Source organism: Ideonella oryzae (assembly GCF_024055665.1).
Lineage (GTDB): Bacteria > Pseudomonadota > Gammaproteobacteria > Burkholderiales > Burkholderiaceae_C > Ideonella > Ideonella oryzae.
Window position 1 is genome coordinate 180,796 of record NZ_JAMXMC010000009.1, and the last position, 23,819, is coordinate 204,614.

23 protein-coding genes are annotated in these 23,819 nt (G+C 71.6%); 14 read left to right on the forward strand and 9 right to left on the reverse strand.

The genetic code is table 11. From position 1 onward, the window contains the following. Positions 1–13 precede the first annotated feature (13 nt). Together M0L44_RS16445 and holA are read left to right on the forward strand one after the other, a co-directional pair. A complete protein-coding gene (locus tag M0L44_RS16445; protein WP_252770893.1) occupies positions 14–580 on the forward strand; it encodes an LPS-assembly lipoprotein LptE in 567 nt (188 codons plus the stop codon). A gap of 12 nt (positions 581–592) precedes the next feature. Continuing rightward, positions 593–1,684, forward strand: a complete 1,092-nt coding sequence (gene holA / locus M0L44_RS16450) for a DNA polymerase III subunit delta (RefSeq protein ID WP_252770894.1) — start codon at positions 593–595, stop codon at positions 1,682–1,684. On the opposite strand, the gene M0L44_RS16455 is transcribed toward holA, so the two are convergent. After that, positions 1,668–2,333, reverse strand: coding sequence for a response regulator transcription factor (locus M0L44_RS16455; RefSeq protein ID WP_252770895.1), 666 nt, complete (start codon positions 2,331–2,333; stop codon positions 1,668–1,670). The genes holA and M0L44_RS16455 overlap by 17 nt on opposite strands. A gap of 193 nt (positions 2,334–2,526) precedes the next feature. Here M0L44_RS16455 and M0L44_RS16460 point away from each other — a divergent pair, with 193 nt between their 5' ends. Then, positions 2,527–3,159 carry a response regulator gene (locus M0L44_RS16460; RefSeq protein WP_252770896.1) on the forward strand — a complete coding sequence of 211 codons (633 nt, stop codon included), beginning with the start codon at positions 2,527–2,529 and terminating at the stop codon, positions 3,157–3,159. Here the strand turns inward: M0L44_RS16460 and M0L44_RS22130 are convergent. After that, on the reverse strand, positions 3,146–6,199 hold the full coding sequence (locus M0L44_RS22130) for a sensor histidine kinase (protein WP_290429064.1): 3,054 nt from the start codon (positions 6,197–6,199) through the stop codon (positions 3,146–3,148). The two genes, M0L44_RS16460 and M0L44_RS22130, sit on opposite strands and share 14 nt — an antisense overlap. A gap of 367 nt (positions 6,200–6,566) precedes the next feature. On the opposite strand from M0L44_RS22130, the gene M0L44_RS16475 reads away from it, so the two are divergent. The 8 genes from M0L44_RS16475 (at position 6,567) to M0L44_RS16510 (ending at position 13,223) form a co-directional block, all read left to right on the forward strand. Further along, positions 6,567–7,403 (forward strand): alpha/beta fold hydrolase, encoded by an 837-nt coding sequence (locus M0L44_RS16475; RefSeq protein WP_252770980.1) that lies wholly within the window; start codon positions 6,567–6,569, stop codon positions 7,401–7,403. Positions 7,404–7,434: 31 nt separating this feature from the next. Further along, positions 7,435–8,088, forward strand: coding sequence for a hydrolase (locus M0L44_RS16480; protein ID WP_252770897.1), 654 nt, complete (start codon positions 7,435–7,437; stop codon positions 8,086–8,088). Between the two features lie 16 nt (positions 8,089–8,104). Continuing rightward, on the forward strand, positions 8,105–8,395 hold the full coding sequence (locus M0L44_RS16485) for a XapX domain-containing protein (RefSeq protein ID WP_252770898.1): 291 nt from the start codon (positions 8,105–8,107) through the stop codon (positions 8,393–8,395). After that, positions 8,388–10,289, forward strand: a complete 1,902-nt coding sequence (locus tag M0L44_RS16490) for an amidohydrolase (RefSeq protein WP_252770899.1) — start codon at positions 8,388–8,390, stop codon at positions 10,287–10,289. The genes M0L44_RS16485 and M0L44_RS16490 overlap by 8 nt, the downstream gene beginning before the upstream one ends. Further along, complete coding sequence (locus tag M0L44_RS16495; protein WP_435526434.1) at positions 10,268–10,708, forward strand: DoxX family protein; 441 nt, start codon at positions 10,268–10,270, stop codon at positions 10,706–10,708. The genes M0L44_RS16490 and M0L44_RS16495 overlap by 22 nt, the downstream gene beginning before the upstream one ends. Beyond that, on the forward strand, positions 10,708–12,303 hold the full coding sequence (locus tag M0L44_RS16500) for an MFS transporter (protein WP_252770901.1): 1,596 nt from the start codon (positions 10,708–10,710) through the stop codon (positions 12,301–12,303). Before M0L44_RS16495 ends, M0L44_RS16500 begins: the two co-directional genes overlap by 1 nt. A gap of 21 nt (positions 12,304–12,324) precedes the next feature. Continuing rightward, positions 12,325–12,558, forward strand: a complete 234-nt coding sequence (locus tag M0L44_RS16505) for a DUF2789 family protein (RefSeq protein ID WP_252770902.1) — start codon at positions 12,325–12,327, stop codon at positions 12,556–12,558. A gap of 110 nt (positions 12,559–12,668) precedes the next feature. Next, positions 12,669–13,223: an outer membrane beta-barrel protein gene (locus tag M0L44_RS16510; protein WP_252770903.1), complete on the forward strand. Its 555-nt coding sequence runs from the start codon at positions 12,669–12,671 to the stop codon at positions 13,221–13,223. A 37-nt stretch (positions 13,224–13,260) separates the two neighbouring features. Here M0L44_RS16510 and M0L44_RS16515 read toward each other — a convergent pair whose 3' ends face one another. The 3 genes from M0L44_RS16515 to thiL are packed head-to-tail and all read right to left on the reverse strand — an operon-like array spanning position 13,261 to position 15,372. Then, complete coding sequence (locus M0L44_RS16515; protein WP_435526435.1) at positions 13,261–13,800, reverse strand: CinA family protein; 540 nt, start codon at positions 13,798–13,800, stop codon at positions 13,261–13,263. A 10-nt stretch (positions 13,801–13,810) separates the two neighbouring features. Further along, positions 13,811–14,413 (reverse strand): phosphatidylglycerophosphatase A family protein, encoded by a 603-nt coding sequence (locus M0L44_RS16520; protein WP_252770904.1) that lies wholly within the window; start codon positions 14,411–14,413, stop codon positions 13,811–13,813. Next, entirely contained in the window at positions 14,410–15,372 is a 963-nt protein-coding gene (gene thiL / locus M0L44_RS16525) for a thiamine-phosphate kinase (protein ID WP_252770905.1), read from the reverse strand. Before thiL ends, M0L44_RS16520 begins: the two co-directional genes overlap by 4 nt. Before the next feature lie 194 nt (positions 15,373–15,566). Between thiL and M0L44_RS16530 the strand changes: the two genes are divergently transcribed. The 3 genes from M0L44_RS16530 to M0L44_RS16540 all read left to right on the forward strand — a co-directional run bounded on the left by M0L44_RS16530 (position 15,567) and on the right by M0L44_RS16540 (position 18,955). After that, positions 15,567–17,861 carry an NADP-dependent malic enzyme gene (locus M0L44_RS16530; RefSeq protein WP_252770906.1) on the forward strand — a complete coding sequence of 765 codons (2,295 nt, stop codon included), beginning with the start codon at positions 15,567–15,569 and terminating at the stop codon, positions 17,859–17,861. Positions 17,862–18,094: 233 nt separating this feature from the next. After that, entirely contained in the window at positions 18,095–18,508 is a 414-nt protein-coding gene (locus tag M0L44_RS16535; RefSeq protein ID WP_252770907.1) for a guanyl-specific ribonuclease, read from the forward strand. A 51-nt stretch (positions 18,509–18,559) separates the two neighbouring features. Continuing rightward, a complete protein-coding gene (locus M0L44_RS16540) occupies positions 18,560–18,955 on the forward strand; it encodes a barstar family protein (protein ID WP_022980531.1) in 396 nt (131 codons plus the stop codon). Here M0L44_RS16540 and M0L44_RS16545 read toward each other — a convergent pair. The 4 genes from M0L44_RS16545 to M0L44_RS16560 are packed head-to-tail and all read right to left on the reverse strand — an operon-like array spanning position 18,930 to position 23,693. Then, the gene (locus M0L44_RS16545) at positions 18,930–19,151 is read right to left on the reverse strand and encodes a hypothetical protein (RefSeq protein ID WP_148289771.1); all 222 of its coding nucleotides are present in this window, start codon (positions 19,149–19,151) and stop codon (positions 18,930–18,932) included. The two genes, M0L44_RS16540 and M0L44_RS16545, sit on opposite strands and share 26 nt — an antisense overlap. Positions 19,152–19,189: 38 nt before the next feature. Beyond that, on the reverse strand, positions 19,190–19,966 hold the full coding sequence (rsmA, locus tag M0L44_RS16550) for a 16S rRNA (adenine(1518)-N(6)/adenine(1519)-N(6))-dimethyltransferase RsmA (protein WP_252770908.1): 777 nt from the start codon (positions 19,964–19,966) through the stop codon (positions 19,190–19,192). Then, positions 19,963–21,312: a peptidylprolyl isomerase gene (locus M0L44_RS16555; RefSeq protein ID WP_252770909.1), complete on the reverse strand. Its 1,350-nt coding sequence runs from the start codon at positions 21,310–21,312 to the stop codon at positions 19,963–19,965. Before M0L44_RS16555 ends, rsmA begins: the two co-directional genes overlap by 4 nt. Continuing rightward, entirely contained in the window at positions 21,309–23,693 is a 2,385-nt protein-coding gene (locus tag M0L44_RS16560; RefSeq protein ID WP_252770910.1) for an LPS-assembly protein LptD, read from the reverse strand. The genes M0L44_RS16555 and M0L44_RS16560 overlap by 4 nt, the downstream gene beginning before the upstream one ends. Positions 23,694–23,819 lie beyond the last annotated feature (126 nt).

Here is a 23,819-nt window from a genome sequence, read left to right on the forward strand (position 1 = left end):
AGATCCTGTGACCTTGCCCCAATCCACCCGCCGCAGCTGGCTCCTGGGCCTGCTGGCTGCGCCGTTGGCCCTGCCCCTGGGTGGCTGCGGCTTCGAGCTGCGCCGCCCGCCCGAGCTGCCCTACACCCGCATCGCGCTGGTGGGCTTCGAGAACCGCTCGCCGATGGAGGCCGCGCTGCGTGCTGCGCTGCCCTCGTCGGCCGAGGTGGTGCAAAGCACGGCCCGGGCCGAGGTGGTGCTGACCGCCGTGGACGACCGCACCTACCGCATCGTCGCCGCCTCGACCACCGCCGGCCAGGTGCGTGAGTTCCGCCTGCGGGCGCAGCTGAAGTTCCGCCTGAGCCGGCCCGACGGCCGCATCCTGCTGAACGACACCGAGCTGCACCGCGAGCGCGATCTGAGTTACACCGAGTCGGCCGCGCTGTCCAAGCAGGCCGAGGAAGAGGCCTTGCTGCAGGAGATGCGCGGCGACCTGGCCCAGCAGGTGCTGCGCATGCTGGTGGTGGCGGCGCACAAGCCGCTGCCGCCCCTGCCGGCGGCCGATGCCGCGTCCGCCGCTTCGGCGGCCTCTGCCCCCTGACGCCGCGCGCCGATGCAGGTCCGGTCCGACCAGCTGCCGCAGCAGCTTGCCCGTGGGCTCAAGCCGCTGTACGTCGTCCACGGTGACGAGCCGCTGCTGGCCCAGGAGGCCGGCGACGCGGTGCGCGCGGCCGCCCGTGCGGCCGGCTACAGCGAGCGCGAGGTCTTCACCGTCAGCGGCGCCCACTTCGACTGGAGCGGCGTGCTGGGCGCAGCCCAGTCCATGGGACTGTTCGGCGACCAGAAGCTCATCGAGATCCGCATCCCCTCGGGCAAGCCGGGCAAGGACGGCTCGGCCGCCCTGCAGCAGTACTGCGACATCCTGCCCGAAGGCGTGCTGACCCTGGTGCACCTGCCGCGGCTGGACCGCCAGCAGCTGCAGGGGGCCTGGTTCCAGGCCCTGGAGCGGGTGGGCGTGAGCGTGCGGGTGGACCCCATCGAGCGCCACCAGCTGCCCGCCTGGATCGCCCAGCGCCTGGCGGCCCAGGGCCAGCGGCTGCCCGCGGGCGAGGCCGGCCAGCAGGCCCTGGCCTTTTTTGCCGACCGGGTGGAGGGCAATCTGCTGGCCGCCCACCAGGAGCTGCAGAAGCTGGCCCTGCTCTACCCGGCCGGTGAGCTGAGCTTCGAGCAGATCGAGGAGGCGGTGCTGGACGTGGCCCGCTTCGACGTCTTCAAGCTGGGCACCGCGGTGCTGGCCGGCCAGGCCGGCCGCGCCCTGCGCATGCTCGACGGCCTGAAGGCCGAGGGCGAGGCCGCCGTGCTGGTGCACTGGACCCTGGCCGACGATATCCGCGCCCTGGCCCGGGTGCGGGCCGCCATGGACGAAGGCAAGCCCCTGCCGATGGCCCTGCGCGAGGCCCGGGTCTGGGGCGAGAAGGAACGCCTGTTCGAGCGGGTGCTGCCCGGGCTGGACGGCGCCAAGGCCCAGGCCCTGGTGGCCGCGGCCAGCGTCTGCGACGGCCTGGTCAAGGGCCTGCGCCACCCGGACTGGCCGGACGACGCCTGGGACGGCCTGCGCCGCCTGGTGCTGATGACCCTCGACGCGGTGGCCCAACCGTCCCGGCGCGGCCAGCCCGCGCCGGCGCCGCTCACGCTGAAGGCCTGACCCCGTCGGCAAGGCCGGTCGGCCGAGGGGCTCGCTGCGCGGCCGAGGCCCCGCAACGCATGTCGATCAGGCCCAGCCGGTGGGCCTCGGCCACGGCCTGGGTGCGGCTGCGCGCGCCCAGCTTCTGCAGCAAGGCCTTCACATGGGTCTTGACGGTGCCGCAGGCCAGGTCCAGCCGCAGGGCGATGGACTTGTTGTCCAGGCCCTGGCACAGCAGGCACAGCACCTCGCGTTCGCGCGGAGTCAGCGGCACCTGCCCCAAGGTGTCGGCCACGACGCTGGCGGCGCGGCTGCACAGGTAGCGCCGCCCCGCCGCCACGGCCATCGCCGCGCGCTGCAGTTCTTCCACACTGCACTGCATGTCCAGGTAGCCCAGGGCCCCGGCGGCCAGGGCCTGGCGCACGGCATCGCCGCGGTGGTCGGCCTCGCCCACCACCAGCCAGCGCAGCCCCTGCGCCTGCGACAGCCACTCCAGCGCCTCCGCGTGGCCGCTGATCACCAGCGCAAAGCGCTGGCGGGCCAGCACCGATCCCAGCTCGGTGCGCGCGCAGGCCACCACCTCGCAGCACGGCGTCACCGCGGCCGCAATGCCGGCGCTCAGCAAGGGGCTGGCATGGCTGACCAGCGCCTGGGGTGGGGGTCGTTCCATCGTGTTGTGCTCCCTGGGCCTTGTGGGCCAGCGCATGGTGCCGCCAGGCGCTGCAGGGGGACAGCCCCGGGCGGGGGTGGCCGCGCAACCCGAAAGAGGGTCAGGGTTCCCTGGGATGGCCACACGCGCGCGATTGATTTCCCTCAAGCGAAGGTGGTTCAATCCGGGCTTCGCCCCTGCCCATCCCTGCGCCTTGCCCAGCTCTCCCGCCCCGATCCAGGTCCTCACGGTCGATGACCATCCCCTGATGCGGGAGGGCATTGCCGCGGTGATCGGGCGGCAGACGGGCATGGCGGTGGTCGGCGAAGCCGAGAACGGCAGCAGGGGTGTGGAACTCTTCCGACAGCTGCAGCCCGACGTGACGCTGATGGACCTGCAGATGCCCAGCCTGGACGGCCTCTCGGCGCTCCAGCAGATCCGGGAGGAGGCGCCGCAGGCCCGCATCATCGTGCTGACCACCTACAAGGCCGACGCCCGGGCCTGGCAGGCCCTCAAGGCCGGGGCCGCCGGCTACCTGCTCAAGAGCGCGCTGCGCACCTGCCTGATCGACGCCATCCGCGCCGTCCATGGCGGTGGCCGCTGGATCCCCAGCGAGGTGGCGATCGAGATCGCCACGCATGCGACCGACGAGAAGCTCACCGAGCGCGAGGCCGAGGTGCTGCGACAGGTGGCCCAGGGCCTGTCCAACCGCGAGATCGGCGAGCTGCTGTCCCTGTCGGAAGAGACCATCAAGGCGCGGGTCAAGACCATCCTGTCAAAGCTCGGGGCCCGCGACCGCACGCATGCGGTGGTGATCGCGCTGCAGCGCGGGCTCATCCGCCTGTGAGCCGGCGCCAGAGGGCGCGGCCCGGTGTCGCCCCGGTGCCGCCCTCCTCACCGTAGGCCTGCTGCGCGGGCACCCACAGCACCACGCGGGTGCCACCGTCCGGCACCGGCTCCCAGCTCAGGCGAGCCCCCAGCTGGGCGGCACGCTCGCGCATGCCCCGCATGCCCCAATGCCCCGGCGCAGGCGACGGATCGGCCGGCATGCCCCGGCCATCGTCGCTCACCGTCAGGAGCAAGCCATCGGGCCGGTGCGCCAGCTGCAGCACGACGCGCCGGGCCCGGGCATGCCGCAGGGCGTTCTGCACGGCCTCGCGGGCCAACATCAGCAGCTCCGTCACCGCCTCCGGGCACAGCGCGCGGGCCTCGCCCGTCTGCACCAGCTCGATGGCGGGCTCGGACCGGTCGCCTCGCAGCGCCAGCGCCTGCTGCAGCAGCAGCGTGCCCAGGTTCTCATCCAGCTGGTGGATCCGCAGGGCCTGGACCTGGTCACGGGTCTGCGCCAGCAGGGCGTCGGCCTGCGCCAGGGCGCGTTCCAGCCGAGCCCGCGCCGGATGCCCCGGCGGCATCTCCTCCATGCCAGCCTGGACCTGCAGGGTCAGGCCCATGGCCCCCTGCAGCAGGTGGTCGTGCAACTCGCGGGCGATGCGTTCCCGCTCGGCCAGGCGGACCTCCGCCCGCTCCTGCACGCGACGGCCGTGGGCGAGCAGGCGCCAGCGGTACACGCCCCAGCCCGCGGCCAGCGCCAGCAGCAGCAGCACACCCTGGAAGGTCCGGGTCTGGTACCAGGCCGGCTGCACGCGAAAGGTCCAGCGGCTGATCGGCGTCTGCCACTGCCCCGGCTCCAGGGCCTGCAGCTCGAACACATAGGCCCCGGGCGGCAGGCGGGTGTACACCGCCTGGCGGCGGTCCCCGTCCTCCTGCCAGGTGGCGTCCAGCCCCAGCAGACGGTGCCGGAAGCGGATGCGCTCCGGCCGCCCCGGCAGCGGGGCGGTGTAGCTGATGCGCAGCTGGCCGGTGCCGGCCGCCAGCTCGGTGGGCGCGGGCGAGCCCGACAGTTCGTGGCCGTCCGCCACCAGGCTGGTGAGCCGGACCTGCGGCGGATGGACCGGTGCGAACAACGCCGCCGCCGGATCCAGCCAGTAGACGCCGCTGTTGCGGCTGAACCAGAGCCGCCCGGCGGTGTCCAGCACGGCCGAGGGCAGTTGGCGGATCTGCGGCGAGGGGCCCAGTACGCCGTCGCGCCAGTCCAACCGGATCGCCGGTGGATGCCACGCCGGATCGCGGCGCCAGGCCTGCACATCGGCCGCCGCGACGCGCCAGAGCCCGGCCTCGCCGTTGAGCCACAGGTTGCCGGCCGCGTCCTGCACGATGCCCGACACGGTCCGCGGCTCGGGCCCCTCGGCCAGGCGCAACGCGGTGAAGCGGCCCTGGTCCCACAGGACCACCCCACGCTCGCCGCCGATCCACATCGCCTGCCCCCAGGGCTGCAGGCACAGGACGATGCCCAGGTCCAGGCCATCGCCCCGGTCGAAGACCCGCTCCTCGCCCGCCAGGCGGCGCACCACCTCGCCGGAGGCCAGGCCGCGCCAGAAGCCGCCCTGCGGGTCACGCACCACGGTCATCACGATCTCGGGGATGCCGTTGCGGCGCGCGGTGGGGGCCGGCGCGTCCCAGCCCTGGCCGTTCCAGCGCCGCAGCCCGAAACCGACCCAGGCCGCCCACAGCTGGCCCTGGGCATCGCGGCCCAGCGTCTGCACCGGCCGCCGGGGCGGCAGGTCGGTCGGCGCGGCCAGCAGCGTCACACGCCCCTGGGCCCAGTGCCAGAGGTCGGGGATGCCACCCAGCCAGGCCGTGCCGTCATCGTCGCGGAAGGCCACACCGACCATGGTGCCATCCTGCTGAACCAGGGCCTGGGCGCCTGGCAGGGGCTGGGGGGGCCCATCGGTCGTCAGACGGGCTGGCGGCTGGCCCAGGGAGCCCACCAGCAGGGAGCCGTCCGGCAGTGGCGCCAGGGCACCGATGTCGGGCCCCTGGGGCAGCGGCGCGACCACGGCCAGCGCAGGGCGGAAGCGATCCAGCCCGTTGACGGTGCCAAACCAGAGGGTGCCGTCGCGGTCTTCGTAGGAGGCCTGCACGCGGTCGGCACTGAGACCATCCTGCCGTCCAAAACGCTGCAGGTCCTCCGGCAGCCCGCCCCCCGGGGGGGACACGCCGCGCAGCAGGCCGCGGTTGGTGGTGATCCAGAAGGCACCGTCCCGGTCCACCAGCAGGCCGCCACTGGCCACCCCCAGGGCCCAGCCACGGCTGCCACCCTGCTGGGGGTGCAACCGGTCCTGTCCGTCCCACACCCAGAGCCCGGCCGCCTTCCTGTGGACCCGCTGCTTCATGCCGTCCAGCGCCGGGACGACGGCAAAACGGTCGGCCCCGGGCGCGCGAACGTACCAGCGGTGGCCCGGCCCGCTCACCCACAGCGCGCCATCGGGGTCCAGGGCCATGGTGTCCACGAAACGCTCGCCCAGGCCCACGGCCTCGCCCTGCAGCACCCAGCGGTTCCCGCGCAGCAGGAACAGGCCGCGGCTCGTGCCAGCCCAGACCTGGCCTTGCCGCTCGGGTTGCACGTTGAACACCGTGCCCACCGGCAGCCCCTGCTCCAGCCCGTACCAGCGGGCGCTGGCCACGTCGCCGTCCGCCAGCCGCATCACCCCGCCCAGGCGAAAGCCGATCCACAAGGCACCGTCGGGGCCCACGGTCAGCGAGGCGATGTTCTGCGACAGCCCCAGGCCGCCGCCGTGGGGAAAGAGGTCCACCCGCTCGAACTGCAGACCGTCGAAGCGGTAGAGCCCGGCGGCCGTGCCCAGCCAGAGAAAGCCGTCCGCCGTCTGGGCGATGGCCGAGATCTCGGTGGGTGCGCCGTCGCGGGCGATCCAGGCGGTGTGGTGGAACTGGTCAATCCGGCGGTCCAACGCCAGGGCCCGGGCCGGGGTGGCCGGCCAGGCCAGCACAAGGGTCAGGAGCAGCGGCCAGAGCAGGCGGACGGGCATCGGCGGTGGGCGGGCGGCGGACGACGGCACAGCCCTGGGCTGCAAGGGATGACGGGATTATGGAGGCCGCCCCGGCCGTCGGAGCTAGCTCCGATGGGAGAGGCCCTGCTCTCCCATCGGCGGCTGTCGGCCGGGGCGGGGCGTTCCTAGCATGGGGCTCCCACCCACACACCGGCCTGCCCCTCAGGCAACCGCCATGCCCCCCACCACCACACCCGACCCCAGCGACCCGCAGCGCCGAGAGGCCCTGCTGCGCAGTGGCCAGTTCGCGCTGGCCGCCGGCCTGGCCGCGGCCTGGCCTCTGACGGCCGGCGCGGCCGGCACGCCGCCGGCCGCCCATCCCGCCCACCCTCACCCCGGAGCCCCCATGAACTTCGTCACCACCGCCGACGGCACCCAGATCTTCTACAAGGACTGGGGCCCCAAGAACGCCCAGCCCATCGTCTTCCACCACGGCTGGCCCCTGTGCAGCGACGACTGGGACGCGCAGATGCTGTTCTTCGTCCAGCGCGGCTTCCGCGTGGTGGCGCACGACCGCCGCGGCCATGGCCGCTCGGCCCAGGTCAGCGAAGGCCATGACATGGACCACTACGCGGCCGACGCCTTCGCGGTGGCCGAGCACCTGAACCTGCGCAACGCCGTGCACATCGGCCACAGCACCGGCGGCGGCGAGGTGGCTCGCTATGTGGCAAAGCATGGCCAGCCGGCTGGCCGCGTGGCCAAGGCCGTGCTGGTGGCCGCCGTGCCGCCCATCATGCTCAAGACCGCGTCCAACCCCGAGGGCCTGCCGATGGAGGTGTTCGACGGCTTCCGCAAGGGCGTGGCCGACAACCGCGCGCAGTTCTTCCACGACGTGCCCGCCGGCCCCTTCTACGGCTTCAACCGCCCCGGCGTCACCCCGCTGCCGGGCGTCATCGACAACTGGTGGCGCCAGGGGATGATGGGCAGCGCCAAGGCCCACTACGACGGCATCAAGGCCTTCTCGGAGACCGATCAGACGGAAGACCTGAAGGCCATCACCCTGCCCACGCTGGTGATGCACGGCGACGACGACCAGGTCGTGCCCATCCACGACGCCGCGCTCAAGGCCATCAAGCTGCTCAAGCACGGCACGCTCAAGGTCTATCCCGGCCTGTCGCACGGCATGTTGACGGTCAACGCCGCCCAGCTCAACGCAGACCTGCTCGCCTTCATCCAGGGCTGAGACCCCTCCCTTGCCTCCGAAAGGACCGACCATGACCCCCACCGCCATTGCCGCCCCCGGCGCCAAGCTGCTCAAGCCCAGCGACCACACGCTGATCCTGATCGACTTCCAGTCGCAGATGGCCTTTGCCACGCACTCGATCTCGGCCATCGAGCTGCGCACCAACGCCTCGCTGATCGCCCAGGCCGCCTCGGGCTTCGGTGTCTCCACCATCCTCACCACGGTGGCGGAGAAGAGCTTCTCCGGCCCCATGTTCGACGAGATCACCGCCCCCTTCCCGGGCCAGAAGATGCTGGACCGCACCTCGATGAACACTTGGGAGGACACGGCGGTGATCGCCGAGGTGAACCGCATCGGCAAGCAGCGCATCGTGCTGGCCGGCCTGTGGACCGGGGTGTGCATCGTCGGCCCGGCCTTGTCGGCCCTGGACCAGGGCTTCGAGGTCTACGTCATCGCCGACGCCTGCGGCGATGTCTCCGCCGAGGCCCACCAGCGCGCGATGGACCGCATGGTGCAGGCCGGCGCCCAGCCCATGACCTCCCTGCAGTACCTGCTGGAGCTGCAGCGCGACTGGGCCCGCGGCGAGACCTACGAGCTGACCACCGGCATCGCCAGGAAGGTGGGCGGCGCCTACGGCATCGGCATCAACTACGCCAAGACCATGTTCGGCGCCCACGAGGGCTGAACCCCGGAGGCCGGCCATGAAGCCCTACCTTCTGTCGGCCGCGGCCGGCCTGCTTGTCGGCGTGATCTACGCCCTGCTCAATGTGCGCTCGCCGGCCCCGCCGGTGATCGCCCTGGTCGGCCTGCTGGGCATCCTGGCGGGCGAGCAGATTCCGCCCCTGGTGCGGCACCTGATGTCCCGCCCGCCCGGGGTGAGCTGGTTGCAGCAGCAGGTCCGACCCCATATGTTCGGGGCGCTGCCCGGCTGCGACCCGTCCGAGCCGACGCCCCCTGTCACCTTGGCCCGCCAGGAGACCCCCGATGACTGAATCCCAGCTTCCCGAGCTGATCCTCCACCACGGCCGCTTCACCACGCTGGACCGGGCCCGCCCCCAGGCCAGCGCGGTGGCAGTGCGCGAGGGCCGCTTCACCCACGTCGGCAGTGACGCCGAGATCCTGGCCCTGGCCGGCCCCGCCACGCGGCTGATCGACCTGCGCGGCCGCACGGTGCTGCCGGGCCTGATCGACAACCACCTGCACATCATCCGCGGCGGGTTGAACTACAACCTGGAGCTGCGCTGGGACGGCGTGCGCAGCCTGGCCGATGCGATGGCCATGCTCAAGGCCCAGGTCGCCGTCACCCCGGCCCCGCAATGGGTGCGGGTGGTGGGCGGCTTCACCGAACACCAGTTCGCCGAGAAGCGCCTGCCCACGCTGGAGGAGATCAACGCGGTCGCGCCCGACACGCCGGTCTTCATCCTGCACCTCTACGACCGCGCCCTGCTCAACGCCGCCGCGCTGCGGGTGGTGGGCTATGACCGCGACACCCCGGCGCCCCCCGGCGGCGAGATCGTGCGCGACAGCGCCGGCCACCCCACCGGCCTGCTGCTGGCCAAGCCCAATGCCGCCATCCTCTACGCCACGCTGGCCAAGGGCCCGCGCCTGCCGCCGGAGTACCAGCTCAACAGCACGCGCCACTTCATGCGCGAGCTCAACCGCCTGGGCGTGACCTGCGCCATCGACGCCGGCGGCGGCTTTCAGAACTACCCCGAGGACTACCAGATCATCCAGCAGCTGGCCGACGCCGGACAGCTGACGATCCGCCTGGCCTACAACCTCTTCACCCAGAAGGCCGGGCAGGAGAAGCAGGACTTCCTGAACTGGGCCGGCGCGGTCAAGTACAAGCAGGGCGACGAGTACTTCCGCCACAACGGCGCCGGCGAGATGCTGGTCTTCTCGGCGGCCGATTTCGAGGACTTCCGCCAGCCCCGCCCAGACATGCCCGAGCGCATGGAGCAGGACCTGGAGGAGGTGGTGCACATCCTGGCCCAGAACCGCTGGCCCTGGCGCATGCACGCCACCTACGACGAGACCATCAGCCGGGCGCTGGACGTGTTCGAGAAGGTGCACCGCGAGGTGCCGCTGGACGGGCTGAACTGGTTCTTCGACCACGCCGAGACCATCTCCGAGCGCTCGATGGACCGCATCGCCGCGCTGGGCGGCGGCGTGGCGGTGCAGCACCGCATGGCCTACCAGGGCGAGTACTTCGTCGAGCGCTACGGCGCCCGCGCCGCCGAGGCCACGCCGCCGGTGGCCCGCATGCTGGAAAAGGGTCTGCACGTCTCGGCCGGCACCGACGCCACCCGGGTGGCCAGCTACAACCCCTGGGTCTCGCTGTCCTGGCTGATCACCGGCAAGACGGTCGGCGGCCTGCAGCTCACCCCGCAGCGCCACTGCCTGGACCGCGAGACCGCGCTGCGCATGTGGACCGAGAACGTGACCTGGTTCTCCAACGAGGTCGGCGTCAAGGGCCGCATCCAGGCCGGCCAGCTGGCCGACCTGGTGGTGCCCGACCGCGATTTCTTCGGCTGCCCGGAAAGCGACATCGCCGACACCAGCGCCCTGCTGACCCTGGTGGGTGGCCGGGTGGTCTGGGCGGCGGGCGAGTTCGCCCCGCTGGACGAGGCGCCACCGCCGCCGCCCATGCCGGACTGGTCGCCGGTGCGGCGCTTCGGCGGCTACGGCGCCTGGGGCCGCGAAGGGGCCGGGGGCGGCGCCCCGCCGCTGCAGGCGGCCATGCGCCGGGCGGCCGCGGCCTGCGGCTGCGCCAGCGCCTGTCAGGTGCATGGGCACGCCCATGCGCAAGCCTGGGCCGGCACCATCCCGGCCGATGACCTCACTTCGTTCTGGGGAGCCTTGGGATGCGCATGCTGGGCCCTGTGAACACCGCCACCCCCGCCACCCTGTCCGAGCCCGCCTGGCTCGGCCCGCTGCGCTGGCTGGGCCTGCTGGCCCTGTGCGCGGCCTATCTGCAAGGGGGGCTGAGCAAGGCCTGGGACCTGTCGGCCGCCACCGCGGAGATGGCCCACTTCGGCCTGCAGCCGGCCGGCCCCATGGCCCTGGCGGTGATCGTCTTCGAGCTGGTCGCGTCGCTGGCGGTGCTCACCGGCTGGCAGCGCGCCCCCGCCGCGCTGGCGCTGGGGGCCTTCACCCTGGCCGCCAGCGTCATCGCCAACCCCTTCTGGAGCGTGCCGGCCGACAGCCGGCCCCCGCTGCTCAATGCCTTCATGGAACACCTGGGCCTGGCCGGGGCCTGGGGGATGGTGGCGCTGGCCAGCCTGCGCCACCGCCAGGGGCCGTGATGGAGACGCCGGGCCGCGCGCCCGCCGCGGGGAACGCGCTGGGCCCGCTGAAGGTGCCGGTGTTCCGCCTGCTCTGGGTGGCCACCATCCTGGGCAATGTGGGCACCTTCGTGCGGGACGTGGCCAGCGCCTGGCTGGCCACCGACCTGGGCGGCGGCGCGGTGGCCGTGGCCGCGGTGCAGGCCGCCGCCACCCTGCCCATCTGCCTGCTGGCCATCCCGGCCGGCGTGCTGTCCGACACCCTGGACCGCCGCCGCCTGCTGATGGCCGTGCAGCTCTTTCTGGCCGTGGTGACCCTGGCCCTGCTGGGCCTGGCCTGGCGCCAGGACCTGGGGCTGACCAGCCTGGTGGCCCTGAGCTTTCTGGGCGGGGCCGGCGCAGCGCTGATGGCGCCGGCCTGGCAGGCCATCGTGCCCGAGCTGGTGGGGCGGCCGCTGCTGCGCGAGGCGGTGGCGCTGAACTCCCTGGCCCTGAACGTCTCGCGCTCGATCGGCCCGGCCCTGGGCGGCTTGCTGGTGGCCGTGGCGGGCGCGGTGGCGGCCTACGGCGTGCATGTGCTGAGCAGCCTGGCGGTGCTGGCGGCCCTGCAGCGCTGGCGCCGCACCGCGCCCGAACAGCCCCTGGGCAGCGAGCCCTTCGGCAGCGCGCTGGCCGCCGGGCTGCGCTTTGCCCTGGCCAGCCCCGGGCTGCGGCGCCTGCTGGGGCTGGCCGGCCTGTACTTCGGCCTGGCCAGCGCCATCTGGACCCTGCTGCCGCTGCTGGTGCGCGAGCGCTGGCACGGCGGCGCAGGCCTCTATGGCCTGCTGCTGGGCGCGGTGGGCGTGGGCGCCGTCTGCTGCGCCCTGCTGATGCCACGGCTGCGCGCCCGGCTGGGGGCCAACGGCCTGCTGCTCGCCGCCATGGCGCTGACCGGCGCCACCGTGGTGGGCCTGAGCGTGGCGCCCACCGCCCTGCTGGCCGCCCCGCTGCTGTGGCTGCTGGGCTGGGGCTGGATCGCGGTGCTGACCAGCTTGAGCAGCGGCACCCAGGCCGAGCTGCCCGACTGGGTGCGCGGCCGCGGCCTGGCGCTGTACCTGACCGTCTTCAACGGCGCCCTGGCCCTGGGCAGCCTGGCCTGGGGCGCCGCCGCCCACGGGCACAGCCCGGCCACGGTGCTGGCCTGGAGCGGAGCGGCCCTGTTGCTGGCCACCGGGGGCCTGTGGCGGCTGGGGCCGCTGCCGGCCTCCGACGCGGACCTGGCGCCAGCCGCCCCCTGGCCCGAACCGGCGCTGGCCCATCCCACCGCCCCTGCCGGCCCGGTGCTGGTGCAGGTGGAGTACCGGGTGCAGCCCGCCGAACGGGCCGCCTTCCTGCAGGCCCTGGCCGCCCTGGGCCGCAGCCGGCGCCAGGGCGGCGCCTTCCGCTGGGGCGTGGCCGAGGACAGCGCCGCACCCGGCACGGTGCTGGAGTGGTTCCTCGTCCCGTCCTGGGACGAACACCGCCGCCAGCACCACCGCCGCACCCAGGAGGACGCCCGGCTGCAGTCGCAGGTTCATCGCTTCCACCAGGGTGCGGAACCGCCCCCCGTGCGGCACTATCTGAATCTCATGGACTGATCGAACGCAGCGGAGGCCGCCATGGACACCCCCTTTCACCCCTTGACTGAACTGTTCAAGCAGCTGGGCCTGCCGGCCGCGCCGGCCGAGATCGAGGCCTGGCTCGAACGCCACCGGCCCCTGGCCCAGGGCTGTGCGCTGGCCGAGGCCCCGGTCTGGTCCCCCGCGCAGGCCGATTTCCTGCGGCAGGCCGTGGCCGACGACGCCGACTGGGCCCTGCCGGCCGAAGCCCTGTACGAGCAGTTGTGCCGCTGAACGGCACTGGCCCGGTGGGTTGGCGCTGCAAGCCTGCAGCAAGCTCCAGGCTTGTGATGCGCCGAGACGCTCCGGAGAATCGCGGGTCCGCTGTCTGCCCTGTGCCCGCCATGCTGTTCCGGTCCCTGCTCTGGTCCCTGCCCCTGTCCTGCGCCCTGCTGCCCGGCCTGTCCCAGGCCCACCTCTACCTGGCCGCCGACGCCGGCACGGGCCACTTCCATGCCAGTTGTCCGTCCGGTCACAGCTGCGACAGCAGCGGCACCGGCTACGACGCCGCACTGGGCTACGAGTTGGGCCACGGCATTTCGGTGGAAGGGGGCTATGCGTCCTTCGGTGACGACACCGTGCGCAACGACAAGCAGCGCCAGCAGATCCGGGCCGGTGGCCCCACGCTGGGCATTGCCTCGGCCCTGCCCATCAACCCGGACTGGGGGCTGGACTTCCGCCTGGGCATGATGGACGTGACCTCACGTCGCACCATCACCGGCACCAGCCCGGGCTCCGACGAGAAGTCGAAGAAGGAAGGCTATTACGGCCTCGGCGCGGACTATGCGGTGACGGGCCGCCTGCATGTCACCCTGGGCCTGCTCGGCAGCCGCGCCGTCTGGCACGGCGGCTCGGCCAAGGTGCACAACCTGGGCCTGGGTCTGCGCGGCGACTTCTGATCGACGCGGCCAGCGCGGCTTAGCGGCTTGCGCGGCCTCAGGGCCGGGACAGCGCCTGCAGCAGCTGTTGCGCGGCCTGCAGGGCCGCGGCCACCGTGGCCGAGCGCACCGCGGTGCGGTCGCCGGGCAGGGTGAGCAGCCGGCTGTGCGCCTCGGGCGTGCCTTCGGGCTGGCGACAGGCCCAGGCCAGCCACACCGTGCCCACCGGCTTGCCCGGCACCGCTCCGCCCGGCCCGGCAATGCCGGTGACGGCCAGCGCCAGCTGGGCCTCGCTGTGGGCCAGGGCCCCCAGGGCCATGGCCTCGGCCACCGGCTGGCTGACGGCCCCATGCGCCTCGATCAGCGGCGCGGGCACGCCCAGCTGGGCGCTCTTGGCCGCGTTGCTGTAGGTCACGAAGCCGCGGTCAAACCAGTCGCTGGAGCCAGCCACGCTGGTGCACAGCGCGGCGATCAGGCCGCCGGTGCAGCTCTCGGCTGTGGCCAGGCGCCAGCCGCGGCCCCGCAGGGCGTTGCCCAGCGGCTCCAGTGACGCCTGCAGGGTGGCGGCGCCGTTCAGCAAGGTGTCGTCGTGGTCCACGCGCGTCCCCTCAGGCCAGCCACAGGGCCATGACCAGCAGGGTGCACAGCGCCGCCACCAGATCGTCGAAGACGATGCCGAAGCCCTGAGCCCAGCCCGGGGGCTGGCCGGGCGCGGCCTTGAAGAGGCGGTCCGCCCAACCCACCGGGCCGACCTTGACCGCGTCGAACAGGCGGAACAGCACGAAGGCCGCCAACTGCAGGGCCCAGCCGGCGGGCGTGACGATCCAGAGGATGAGCCAAAAGGCCAGCACCTCGTCCCAAACCACGCAGGACGGATCCGCCACGCGCAGCGCGCGGGCGGTGGCGGTGCAGGCCCACCAGCCGACGAAGAAGCCGGCCACGAGGACCACCGCCCAGCCGGCCGTGTTCAGCCAGGGATCCAGCACGCGCCAGGCCCCCCAGGCCCACAGCGTGCCCACCGTGCCGGGCGCCACCGGCGACAGGCCGCTGCCCATCGCCAGCGAGACCCAGTGCAGGGGCGAGCGCCACAGCAGCCAGAGGCCCGGACGCAGCGGCGGCTGGGCGGCCGCGGCGGATTCGAAGCCGGGGCGGGTGGTTTCGGTGAGGACGCGGGCGTCGGACACCGTGTCGAGGGGGTCTTGCGGGCTCATGACTTGAAGTGGTCGAAGGCGGCCCAGCCGGCCAGGTCCAGCGGCGCGCCGGCCTCGTCGAAGGCCTGCAGGCCGGGGGTGGCGCTGATGCGGCCGATGGCCTGCACCGGCACGCCGGCCTGGGCGGCGGCGGCCTGCACGGCCGGGCCAGCGGCCTCGGGCGCGGTGAACAGCAACTCGTAGTCGTCGCCGCCGGTCAGCAGGGCCATGCGCTGCACCGCCAGCGGCTGGCGCGCCAGCAGCGGCCGGCGCGGGAAGTCCGCCAGGCGCAGCGTGGCCCCCACGCCGGAGGCCCGCAGCACATGGCCCAGGTCGCCCAGCAGGCCGTCGCTGACGTCGATGGCCGCCGTGGCCAGGCCGCGCAGCGCCAGGCCCAGGGCCACGCGCGGCTCGGGCAGCTCCATCGCGCGGCGGGCAGCGTGGAAGTCGTCCTCCGAGAGCGAGAGCGTGCCGCGGAAGACCTCCAGCGCCAGCCGCGCCTCGCCGGGAAAGCCGCTGACCCACAGCACATCGCCGGCCTGGGCGCCACTGCGGCGCAGGGCCTGGCCCGGCGGCACTTCGCCCATCACGGTGATGCCCAGGGTCAGCGGGCCGGCAGTGGTGTCGCCGCCCACCAGCTCGATGCCGTGGCGGTCGGCCAGCGCCAGCAAGCCTTCGGCGAAGGGCGCCAGGAAGCGTTCGTCGGGCCGCGGCAGGGACAGGCTCAGCGTGAAGGCCAGCGGCTCGGCGCCGCAGGCCGCCAGGTCGCTCAGGTTCACCGCCAGCGCCTTGTGGCCCAGGCGGGCCGGATCGACAGTGGACAGAAAATGGCGCCCCTCCACCAGCAGGTCGGTGGAAACGGCCAGTTGCATGCCGGGCCGGATGTTCAGCAGGGCGCAGTCGTCACCCACGCCCAGCGCGGCGCGCCGCACGGGACGGCGGAAGAAACGGTCGATCAGCTCGAATTCACCCAGGGCCATGGGCCGGATTGTGGCAGTGGGCGGCTTGCGGGTCTGTGCCCGGCCCGCGTCGCGAAGGGCGGGGCAATACTCGGTGCGGGACAGAGATGCGGCAGGACGGCCGGCTTTTCGCATGTCGGCACAGCCTTCTACAATCCGAGATCCCGGTGTCAGCGCAAGCTGACCCTCCAGGCCGTCCACACGAGGAACCCGCGATGTCCAACGCTGAAGAACGCCAAGCCCAACTCCGCCGTGCCGCGCTGGAGTACCACGAGTTTCCGACCCCGGGCAAGGTGGCCATCAGCGCGACCAAGCAGCTGATCAACCAGCGCGACCTGGCCCTGGCCTATTCGCCCGGCGTGGCCGCGGCCTGCGAGGAGATCGTCGAAGACCCGGCCAACGCCTTCCGCTACACCAGCCGCGGCAACCTGGTGGCCGTGGTGTCCAACGGCACCGCGGTGCTGGGCCTGGGCAACATCGGCCCGCTGGCCTCCAAGCCGGTGATGGAAGGCAAGGGCGTGCTGTTCAAGAAGTTCGCCGGCATCGACGTCTTCGACCTGGAGGTGGCCGAGAACGACCTGGACAAGCTGGTCGACGTGATCGCCGCGCTGGAGCCCACCTTCGGCGGCATCAACCTGGAAGACATCAAGGCGCCGGACTGCTTCTACGTCGAGCGCAAGCTGCGCGAGCGCCTGTCCATCCCCGTGTTCCACGACGACCAGCACGGCACCGCCATCGTGGTGGGCGCGGCCCTGCTCAACGGCCTGAAGGTGGTGGGCAAGGACATCAAGCAGGTCAAGCTGGTGTCCTCGGGTGCCGGCGCGGCCGCGCTGGCCTGCCTGAACCTGCTGGTCAAGCTGGGTCTGCCGCGCGAGAACATCTGGGTGACCGACCTGGCCGGCGTGGTCTACGAAGGCCGCACCGAGTTGATGGACCCGGACAAGGCGCTGTTCGCCCAGAAGACCGCGCAGCGCAGCCTGCGCGAGGCCATCGCGGGCGCAGACATCTTCCTGGGCCTGTCGGCCGGCGGCGTGCTCAAGGCCGACATGGTGGCCACGATGGCCGCCACGCCGCTGATCTTCGCGCTGGCCAACCCGACGCCGGAGATCATGCCCGAGGAGGTGAAGGCGGTGCGCGACGACGCCATCATGGCCACCGGCCGCACCGACTATCCGAACCAGGTCAACAACGTCCTGTGCTTCCCCTACATCTTCCGCGGTGCACTGGACTGCGGCGCCAGCACCATCAATGACGAGATGGAGGTCGCGGCGGTGCGGGCCATCGCCGAGCTGGCCCGGGCCGAGCAGAGCGATGTGGTGGCCTCGGCCTATGCCGGCGCCAACCTGTCCTTCGGGCCGGAATACCTGATCCCCAAGCCCTTCGACCCGCGGCTGATGATCCAGATCGCCCCGGCGGTGGCCGAGGCGGCGATGGCCTCCGGCGTGGCCACCCGGCCGATCGCCGACATGGTGGCCTACCGCGACAAGCTGCAGAGCTTCGTCTACGCCTCCGGCACGATGATGAAGCCCATCTTCTCGGTGGCCAAGAAGGCCAAGGCCAAGCGCGTGGCCTATGCCGAGGGCGAGGACCGCCGCGTGCTGCGCGCGGTGCAGGTGGTGGCCGACGAGGGCCTGGCCCGCCCGGTGCTGGTGGGCCGCGCGAGCATCATCCGGGCCCGGGTGGAGAAGCTGGGCCTGCGCCTGGAGGAAGGGCGCGACTACGAGATCGTCAACATCGACGACGACCGCCGCTACCGCGACTTCTGGCAGACCTACCACCAGATGATGGAGCGCAAGGGCGTGACCGAGCAACTCGCCAAGATCGAGATGCGCCGTCGCCTGACGCTCATCTCCAGCATGCTGCTGCACAAGGGCGAGGTGGACGGCATGATCTGCGGCACCTGGGGCACCACCGCGATGCACCTGGCCCACATCGAGTCGGTCATCGGCCGGCGTGCCGGGGTCAAGAACTTCGCCTGCATGAACGGGCTGGTGCTGCCCGACCGGCAGATCTTCCTGGTGGACACCCACGTCAACTACGACCCGACCGCCGAACAACTGGCCGAGATCACGATCCTGGCCGCCGAAGAGATCCGGCGCTTCGGCCTGCAACCCAAGGCCGCCCTGCTCTCGCACAGCAGCTTCGGCAGCAGCAACCAGCCCTCGGCGGTGAAGATGCGCGACACGCTGGCCCTGGTGCAGCAACAGGCCCCCTGGCTGGAGATCGACGGCGAGATGCACGGCGACGCCGCGCTGGACGCCGCCTACCGCGCCGAGCTGATGCCGCGCAGCTCCCTCAAGGGGGAGGCCAACCTGCTGGTGCTGCCCAACATCGACGCGGCCAACATCAGCTACAACCTGCTGAAGACGGCCGCGGGCGGCGGCATCGCCATCGGTCCGGTGCTGCTGGGCGCCGCCCAGCCGGTGCACATCCTGACGCCCTCGGCCACCGTGCGACGCATCGTCAACATGACGGCACTGACCGTCGCCGACGCCAACGCCGCCCGCTGAAAGCCACTGCCATCGCGGCCTAGCACAAAAGCGAGCCCATACTCACAAAACCCTCCACTGCACGAAAAGCGTGCAGTGGACTTGTGGTATTTCCGCCAATCGGCTAGGATGACGGTTTAGGCTTTCTGGGTAAACCCGTGGTTTCGTCCGGTCCGGTCTCGGTGGGGCAGTCCTTCGGCGTGAAGGGGCTGGTCATGTCTGCCGGGCACCGTGCACAACGTGCAAAGCGCACGATGACCACCCTGGCGACCGGTGCCGTACTGGCCTGGGTCGTGGCTCTGCCAGCCCTGTCGGGCCTGGCGCTGGCGGGCTCCCCCGCCTGGGCCCGCGAATCCAGCCAGGCGGCCAGCACCACACTGCCCACCGTGGCGCTGGCCGACCTGCCGCCCCAGGCGCAGGCCACCGAGCGTCTGGTGCGCTCAGGCGGCCCCTTTCCCTACGAGAAGGACGGCATCGTGTTCGGCAACCGCGAACGCCTGCTGCCCCGCCAGACCCGAGGCTACTACCACGAGTACACCGTGCCCACACCAGGTGCACGGGACCGCGGTGCAAGGCGTCTGGTGTGCGGAGGACGTCAACCACGGAACCCCGACGCCTGTTTTTATACAGATGACCATTACGCCAGCTTTCGTCGCGTGCTGCCCTGAGCCGCGAAGCAAGAGGGCCTGAACTTTTTTGACCACAGGAGGAACGCGACCATGCTGCTGCAGTCAGTCCGTCCCAACATCGTGCAGGCGATACGCGCCTATCGGGTCGACGACCTGATGCGCGCGGCCCAGGAATCGGGCCAGCACTTTCTGTTCGCCAATCTGACCGATGCCCAGTCCAAGCAGGACGTGCTGGAGACCATCGCGACCTCGTTCCTGTTCCCCCAGCACTTCGGCAAGAACCTGGACGCGCTCTACGACTGCATGACCGACCTGGTCAACAAGTCGGGGGCCCAGCCGGGCTTTGTGGTGGTGCTGGAGCACATTCCCGACAACAGCAAGTTCGACCGCGAGTCGCGCGAGCAGTTGCTGGACGTGTTCCGGGATGCCGCGGACTTCTGGGCGGACCGCAAGGTCCCGTTCAGATGCTTCTATTCTTTTCAGTAGCCCGCTCCCAAGAAAACGGGTCATGGGAGCGGGCTGCTGAAACGGCCCCCACGAAGCCGGCCACCAAGGCCAGCACCAAGGCAGGCGCAAACCCCAACTTCGGCATGAACATGCCGATGATGTGCAGCGCCTTCGACACCGCGATGTGGCGCGACGCGGCCTGACGGCCGGCGACGCGCTCTTTGCCGCCTTGCACACGGCCCGCCTCGGCGGGCCGTTTGTCTTGGTGCGCCCTCAGGCGGTGGGCAGAACCTGCGCCAGGGCGACGTACTCCGCCACCGGCACTTCCTCGGCACGGCGCTGCAGGTCGAAGCTGCCGGCAAAGCCCTGCTCGTCGAGCCAGCGGCCCAGCGAGTGCCGCAGCAGCTTGCGCCGCTGCGAGAAGGCCACCTGCACCATCTGCTCGAAACGCCCCAGGTCCAGTGCCACAGGTTGCGGCCAGGGCACCATGCGCACCACGGCCGAATCCACCCGCGGTGGCGGGTCGAAGGCTTCGGGCGGCACATCGAGCAGCGACTCGATGTGGTAGCGCCACTGCAGCATCACCGACAGGCGGCCATAGGCCTTGTGGCCCGGCGTGGCGGCCATGCGGTCCACCACCTCCTTCTGCAGCATGAAGTGCTGGTCTTCCACCCGGTCGGCCCAGGGCAGCAGGTGAAAGAGGATGGGGCTGGAGATGTTGTAGGGCAGGTTGCCGATCACGCGCGGCGCGCCGCCCAGGCGTTCAGCCAGCGCACCGAAGTCCACCGTCAGCACGTCCGCCTCGACCACGTCCACGTCACCGCGCTTGCGCAGGCGGGCCGCCAGGTCGCGGTCCAGTTCGATGACGGTCAGATGCTCGCAACGGGCCAGCACCGGCAGGGTCAGGGCCCCCAAGCCAGGGCCGATCTCAACCAGCGGCTGACCCGGCCTCGGGTCGATGGCCCGGACGATGTCGTCGATCAGCGCGGTGTCGGTCAGGAAGTGCTGACCGAAACGCTTGCGCGCGTGGTGCCTGGTGCCGGCGCTCACAGCGGCGGCTCGCGCATCTCGATGAACGCGCGGCTGCGCAGCTCCTCGAGCCAGTCGCTGTAGGCAGCAGCGTACTTGCGCTCGCTCAGCACGCCCTTGGCCTGGTCGCGCAACTGTTCGGGGCTGACCTTGACGTCCCGGCGGTCCAGCACCTGGATCAGGTGCACGCCGTAGCGGGAGACGATGGGCTGGGAGATGCCGCCCTTGGACAGTGCGTTCATCGCGGTTTCAAACTCCGGCACCAGCGAGCCCGGGCTGGTCCAGCCCAGGTCACCGCCGCGGGCAGCCGAGCCGTCCTCGGAATACTGGCGGGCCAGGTCCTCGAAGCGGGCCTTGCCCGCCAGGATCTGGCTGCGGAACTCGGACAGACGCAGCCGGGCTTCGTCCACCGACAGCTGGGCCGAGGGGCGCAGCAGGATGTGGCGGGCCCGCGTCTGGGTCGCCTCGCCGGGATTGGACTCGGCGCGCGAAAGCAGCTTGAGCAGGTGGAAGCCGGCCCCGCTGCGCACAGGCTGGGGCGTCACGCCACCGACCGGCAGGAAGCGCACGGCGTTGACGAACAGGTCGGGCAGGCGATCCATCGGCCGCCCGCCGATTTCGCCCCCGCGATCCCGGTTGGCATCCTCGGACATGTCCTTGGCCACCACCGCAAAAGGCTCACCGGCCTTGAGCCGGGCCTGGGCCTGCTCGATGCGGGCGCGCTTTTGCGCCACCACCTCGTCGCTGGCCCCGTCGGGCACGGTCACCAGGATCTGGGCGATGTTGAGCTCGATGCGTTGGGACTGGCTGGCACGCTGGGTGCTCAGGTAGTCCTCGATCTCGCCGTCGCTGACCTTGATGCGGCTCTGCACCTCCCGGTCGCGGATGCGCTGGGCCAGGATCTGGTCACGCAGGTTGTTGCGGAAGGTGAAGAAGTCCATGCCGTCGCGCTTGAGCTGCTCGCGCAGCTGCGCCACCGTCAGGCGGTTCATCGAAGCCACGTTCTCGACCGCGCGCTGGAGCTCGGCGTCGTCCACCGTCATGCCGCTGTCGCGTGCAGCAGTGGTCTGCAGACGCTCGTTGATCAGCCCGTCGATGGCCTGCTGGCGCAGGGTCTTCTCGTCGGGCACGGGCGCCTGGTTGCGCTGGGCCTCGCCGGCCAGCTGCCCCATGCGCTGCTGCACCTCGATCTCGGTGACCAGCTCGTTGTTGACCACCGCCACGATGTAGTCCGCTGTGGCCGGCGCCGCCGCGGCTGCCGAAGCCGCCTTGGCCGCAACAGCCTGGGCCAGCGCGCCAGCATGGGGAAGGACCAGGACGGCCGTCAGGGCCAGCACGCGAAAGACGGGTCGGGAAGATGCGATCATGGAGTCTCGGAAGTGGGCTGCGCGCCGCTCTTGGCATCACGCAGCAGCTGGTAGCCGGGGATATTGTCCTTCAGGACCTGCAGCGGGTTGGTGCCCAGGCTGGACAGGCCGGTCAGCTCCAGCTGGATCATCCAGCGCTGGGTGGTCTCGCTCTGACCGGTGGACTGGCGCTTGTTGACCACGCGCAGGATCCAGCAGCCGGCGTCGTACTCGATGCCGGCCACCGAATCGGTGACCTTCTGGTCCTTCATGCTGTAGTTGACCCGCCCGACACCGTAGAGGGTGCCGTGGCAGCTGCCGGACTGGCCGGTGCCCCCACCGCGGTAGAGCGGCCATTGGAAGCCCAGCTCGAACTGCTCGCTGCTGCCACGGGCGTAGCGGTAGGTGCCGGAAATCGTCTGGAACGGCCCCGGGTTGTAACGGGTCGAGAGAATGGTCCGCTCGGAACTGTGGATGTCGGAGTTGTACTGCAGCAGGGTGTCCATGCTCCAGGCCGGGGTCAGTTGGCCGGAGGCGAACAGCAGCAGGTCCGAAGCCCGCTTGGTGCTGGGCGTGCCGCTGGACGTGAGCCGCTGATCACGGAACTGGAAGCGCTGCGCCGCGCCAAAGCGCAGGCGCTCGATGCCCGACTGGTCGTCGATGAAGCGGGTGGTGGCGCCCAGGGTCACCTGGTGTTCATCGCTGACCCGGTCCACGCCGGTGAACTCGTTGTCCTGGTAGATGGACATCGAGTTGAAATCGCTGGCCGCGGTGTCGAAGGTGGGCAGCAGGGACTGGTCGCGGTAGGGCGTGAGCACGTAGTGCAGGCGCGGCTCCAGGGTCTGCGACAGGCCCGAGCCGAACCACGAGACGTCGCGCTCGAAGCGCAGGCCACTGTCCAGGCTCAGCGTCGGGATGCTGCGGCTGGCGTGCTGCCGCCCATCCAGCATCGGCTGGTCCGTCGAGTAGCTCGCGCTGTTGAGCGAGAGCTTGGGCGTGAGCCAGCCCCAACCGCTGTCGAAGCGGCGGGACAGGGTGGCGATGGCATGCACCCGGCTGCCTTCAGCGCGGTCGTCGCCGGCCGAGCGATCCGCCAGCACGAAGCGGTTGGCCTCGGTCTCCAGCGAAAAGTCCAGCCCCTGGGTCAGGCCCAGGTTCAGCCGCACGCCCAGCTGGGGCGCGCGCTCATAGGGCACGGTGATGGGGTTGTCCACGTCCTGCAGCGTGCGCCAACCCTGCACCCCGGCGTACAGCGTGACATCGCCCTGGTCGAGCTGCCACTGCTTGGACGCCCTGGCCGACTGCGACAGCAGGCGCGGCGTCAGGCTCGGCAGCATGCCGGAGAAGTCCTTCCAGTAGCGGTCGTCCGAGGCATCCTGGTAGGACCACTCGTAGTGCAGACCGTCGCCCGCATCGGTGTAGTGCTCGGCCTCGACCGAGTAGCGCTGGTGGCCGGTCGTGCGGTCGTAGGGCAGGTAGTGGCCCGCGACGGTGCCCTCGTCGTTGGCCCCGAGCAGGTAGCGGAACTCGCCCTGCAGCGCCGTGTCCCGGCGGGTGGACAGGATGGGGCCGAGGGTCAGGTCGTAGTTGGGCGCCAGCCGCCAGTAATAGGGCTGGGCAATGCCGAAACCGCCGCGCGAGTCGATGCTGATCGTGGGCGGCAGCAGACCGGTCTTGGCCTCGGACGTGGCCGGAAAGGTCATCACCGGCGCCGCCAGGATGGGCACGCCCAGGAAATGCAGCACCGCGCCCTGGGCCCGGCCCTCGTTCTGGTCAAAGTCGAGGTCCAGCTGGTCCATGCGCAGCACCCAGTCGGGCTCGGAGCCATCCTCGGGCTTGCAGCTGCTGTAGCTGGCGTCGTAGGCGTGCAGGCGCTGCGGGCTGTCGAAATCGATGCGCGAAGCCTGTCCACCGGCCTGGGTCTTGCCGAAGAAAAAGGTCGGCTCGGTGACCGTGCCGGCATTGGTGTCCAGATGCACCTGCGCGGCGGTGCCGGTGTAGCGGTCGCCCTGGTTGCGCATCTGGACATGGCCCTGGGCAATGGCCAGCTGGCTGGGCTGCAGGTAGCGCAGATGGTCGGCCGTGAGCTGCAGGCCGCCCCGGCGCAGCTCGACCTCGCCATCGGCCACGCTCTCGCCATCGAGCACGCTGGTCACCTGTCGCGCGCTGAGCTGGGCCGGGCCGGTGGGCGAGTCATTGGCCGTCAGGGCGCCGAAGGGGGCGCTGGCGGCCGGATCCGGGGCCGGTGTGGGCGGCACCGGGATGGCCGCGCCAGACTGGGCCCAGCCGGGCAGGCCGGCCAGCACCCCGCCGCCCAGCAGGCCCGCTGCCGCCAGGTGCAGGGACAGGCGGCGCAGCAAGGGACGGCGCGGGTGGGAAGAGGATGAAGGGGACTGGCGCAATTCGCGGACTCGCGGCCGCCCCGGCACAGGCCGGTGACCGAGGCAGCAGCAGGCTGCACCCCGGGCCCCGCCCCTGGAGGGCGTCATTAGAATCCGGGGATTATCCATGAGGCCCGCCCTGGCCGG

Excerpts from the sequence above, each read along its gene's own strand:
- M0L44_RS16500 (WP_252770901.1), top strand. The coding sequence starts at position 10,708 with ATGGAGACGCCGGGCCGCGCGCCCGCCGCGGGGAACGCGCTGGGCCCG.
- M0L44_RS16495 (WP_435526434.1), top strand. The coding sequence starts at position 10,268 with ATGCGCATGCTGGGCCCTGTGAACACCGCCACCCCCGCCACCCTGTCC.
- M0L44_RS16505 (WP_252770902.1), top strand. The coding sequence starts at position 12,325 with ATGGACACCCCCTTTCACCCCTTGACTGAACTGTTCAAGCAGCTGGGC.
- M0L44_RS16455 (WP_252770895.1), bottom strand. The coding sequence starts at position 2,333 with ATGGAACGACCCCCACCCCAGGCGCTGGTCAGCCATGCCAGCCCCTTG.
- M0L44_RS16555 (WP_252770909.1), bottom strand. The coding sequence starts at position 21,312 with ATGATCGCATCTTCCCGACCCGTCTTTCGCGTGCTGGCCCTGACGGCC.
- M0L44_RS16490 (WP_252770899.1), top strand. The coding sequence starts at position 8,388 with ATGACTGAATCCCAGCTTCCCGAGCTGATCCTCCACCACGGCCGCTTC.
- M0L44_RS16475 (WP_252770980.1), top strand. The coding sequence starts at position 6,567 with ATGAACTTCGTCACCACCGCCGACGGCACCCAGATCTTCTACAAGGAC.
- M0L44_RS16510 (WP_252770903.1), top strand. The coding sequence starts at position 12,669 with ATGCTGTTCCGGTCCCTGCTCTGGTCCCTGCCCCTGTCCTGCGCCCTG.
- thiL (WP_252770905.1), bottom strand. The coding sequence starts at position 15,372 with ATGGCCCTGGGTGAATTCGAGCTGATCGACCGTTTCTTCCGCCGTCCC.
- holA (WP_252770894.1), top strand. The coding sequence starts at position 593 with ATGCAGGTCCGGTCCGACCAGCTGCCGCAGCAGCTTGCCCGTGGGCTC.
- M0L44_RS16540 (WP_022980531.1), top strand. The coding sequence starts at position 18,560 with ATGCTGCTGCAGTCAGTCCGTCCCAACATCGTGCAGGCGATACGCGCC.
- M0L44_RS16535 (WP_252770907.1), top strand. The coding sequence starts at position 18,095 with ATGACCACCCTGGCGACCGGTGCCGTACTGGCCTGGGTCGTGGCTCTG.
- M0L44_RS16485 (WP_252770898.1), top strand. The coding sequence starts at position 8,105 with ATGAAGCCCTACCTTCTGTCGGCCGCGGCCGGCCTGCTTGTCGGCGTG.
- M0L44_RS16480 (WP_252770897.1), top strand. The coding sequence starts at position 7,435 with ATGACCCCCACCGCCATTGCCGCCCCCGGCGCCAAGCTGCTCAAGCCC.
- M0L44_RS22130 (WP_290429064.1), bottom strand. The coding sequence starts at position 6,199 with ATGCCCGTCCGCCTGCTCTGGCCGCTGCTCCTGACCCTTGTGCTGGCC.
- M0L44_RS16520 (WP_252770904.1), bottom strand. The coding sequence starts at position 14,413 with ATGAGCCCGCAAGACCCCCTCGACACGGTGTCCGACGCCCGCGTCCTC.
- M0L44_RS16530 (WP_252770906.1), top strand. The coding sequence starts at position 15,567 with ATGTCCAACGCTGAAGAACGCCAAGCCCAACTCCGCCGTGCCGCGCTG.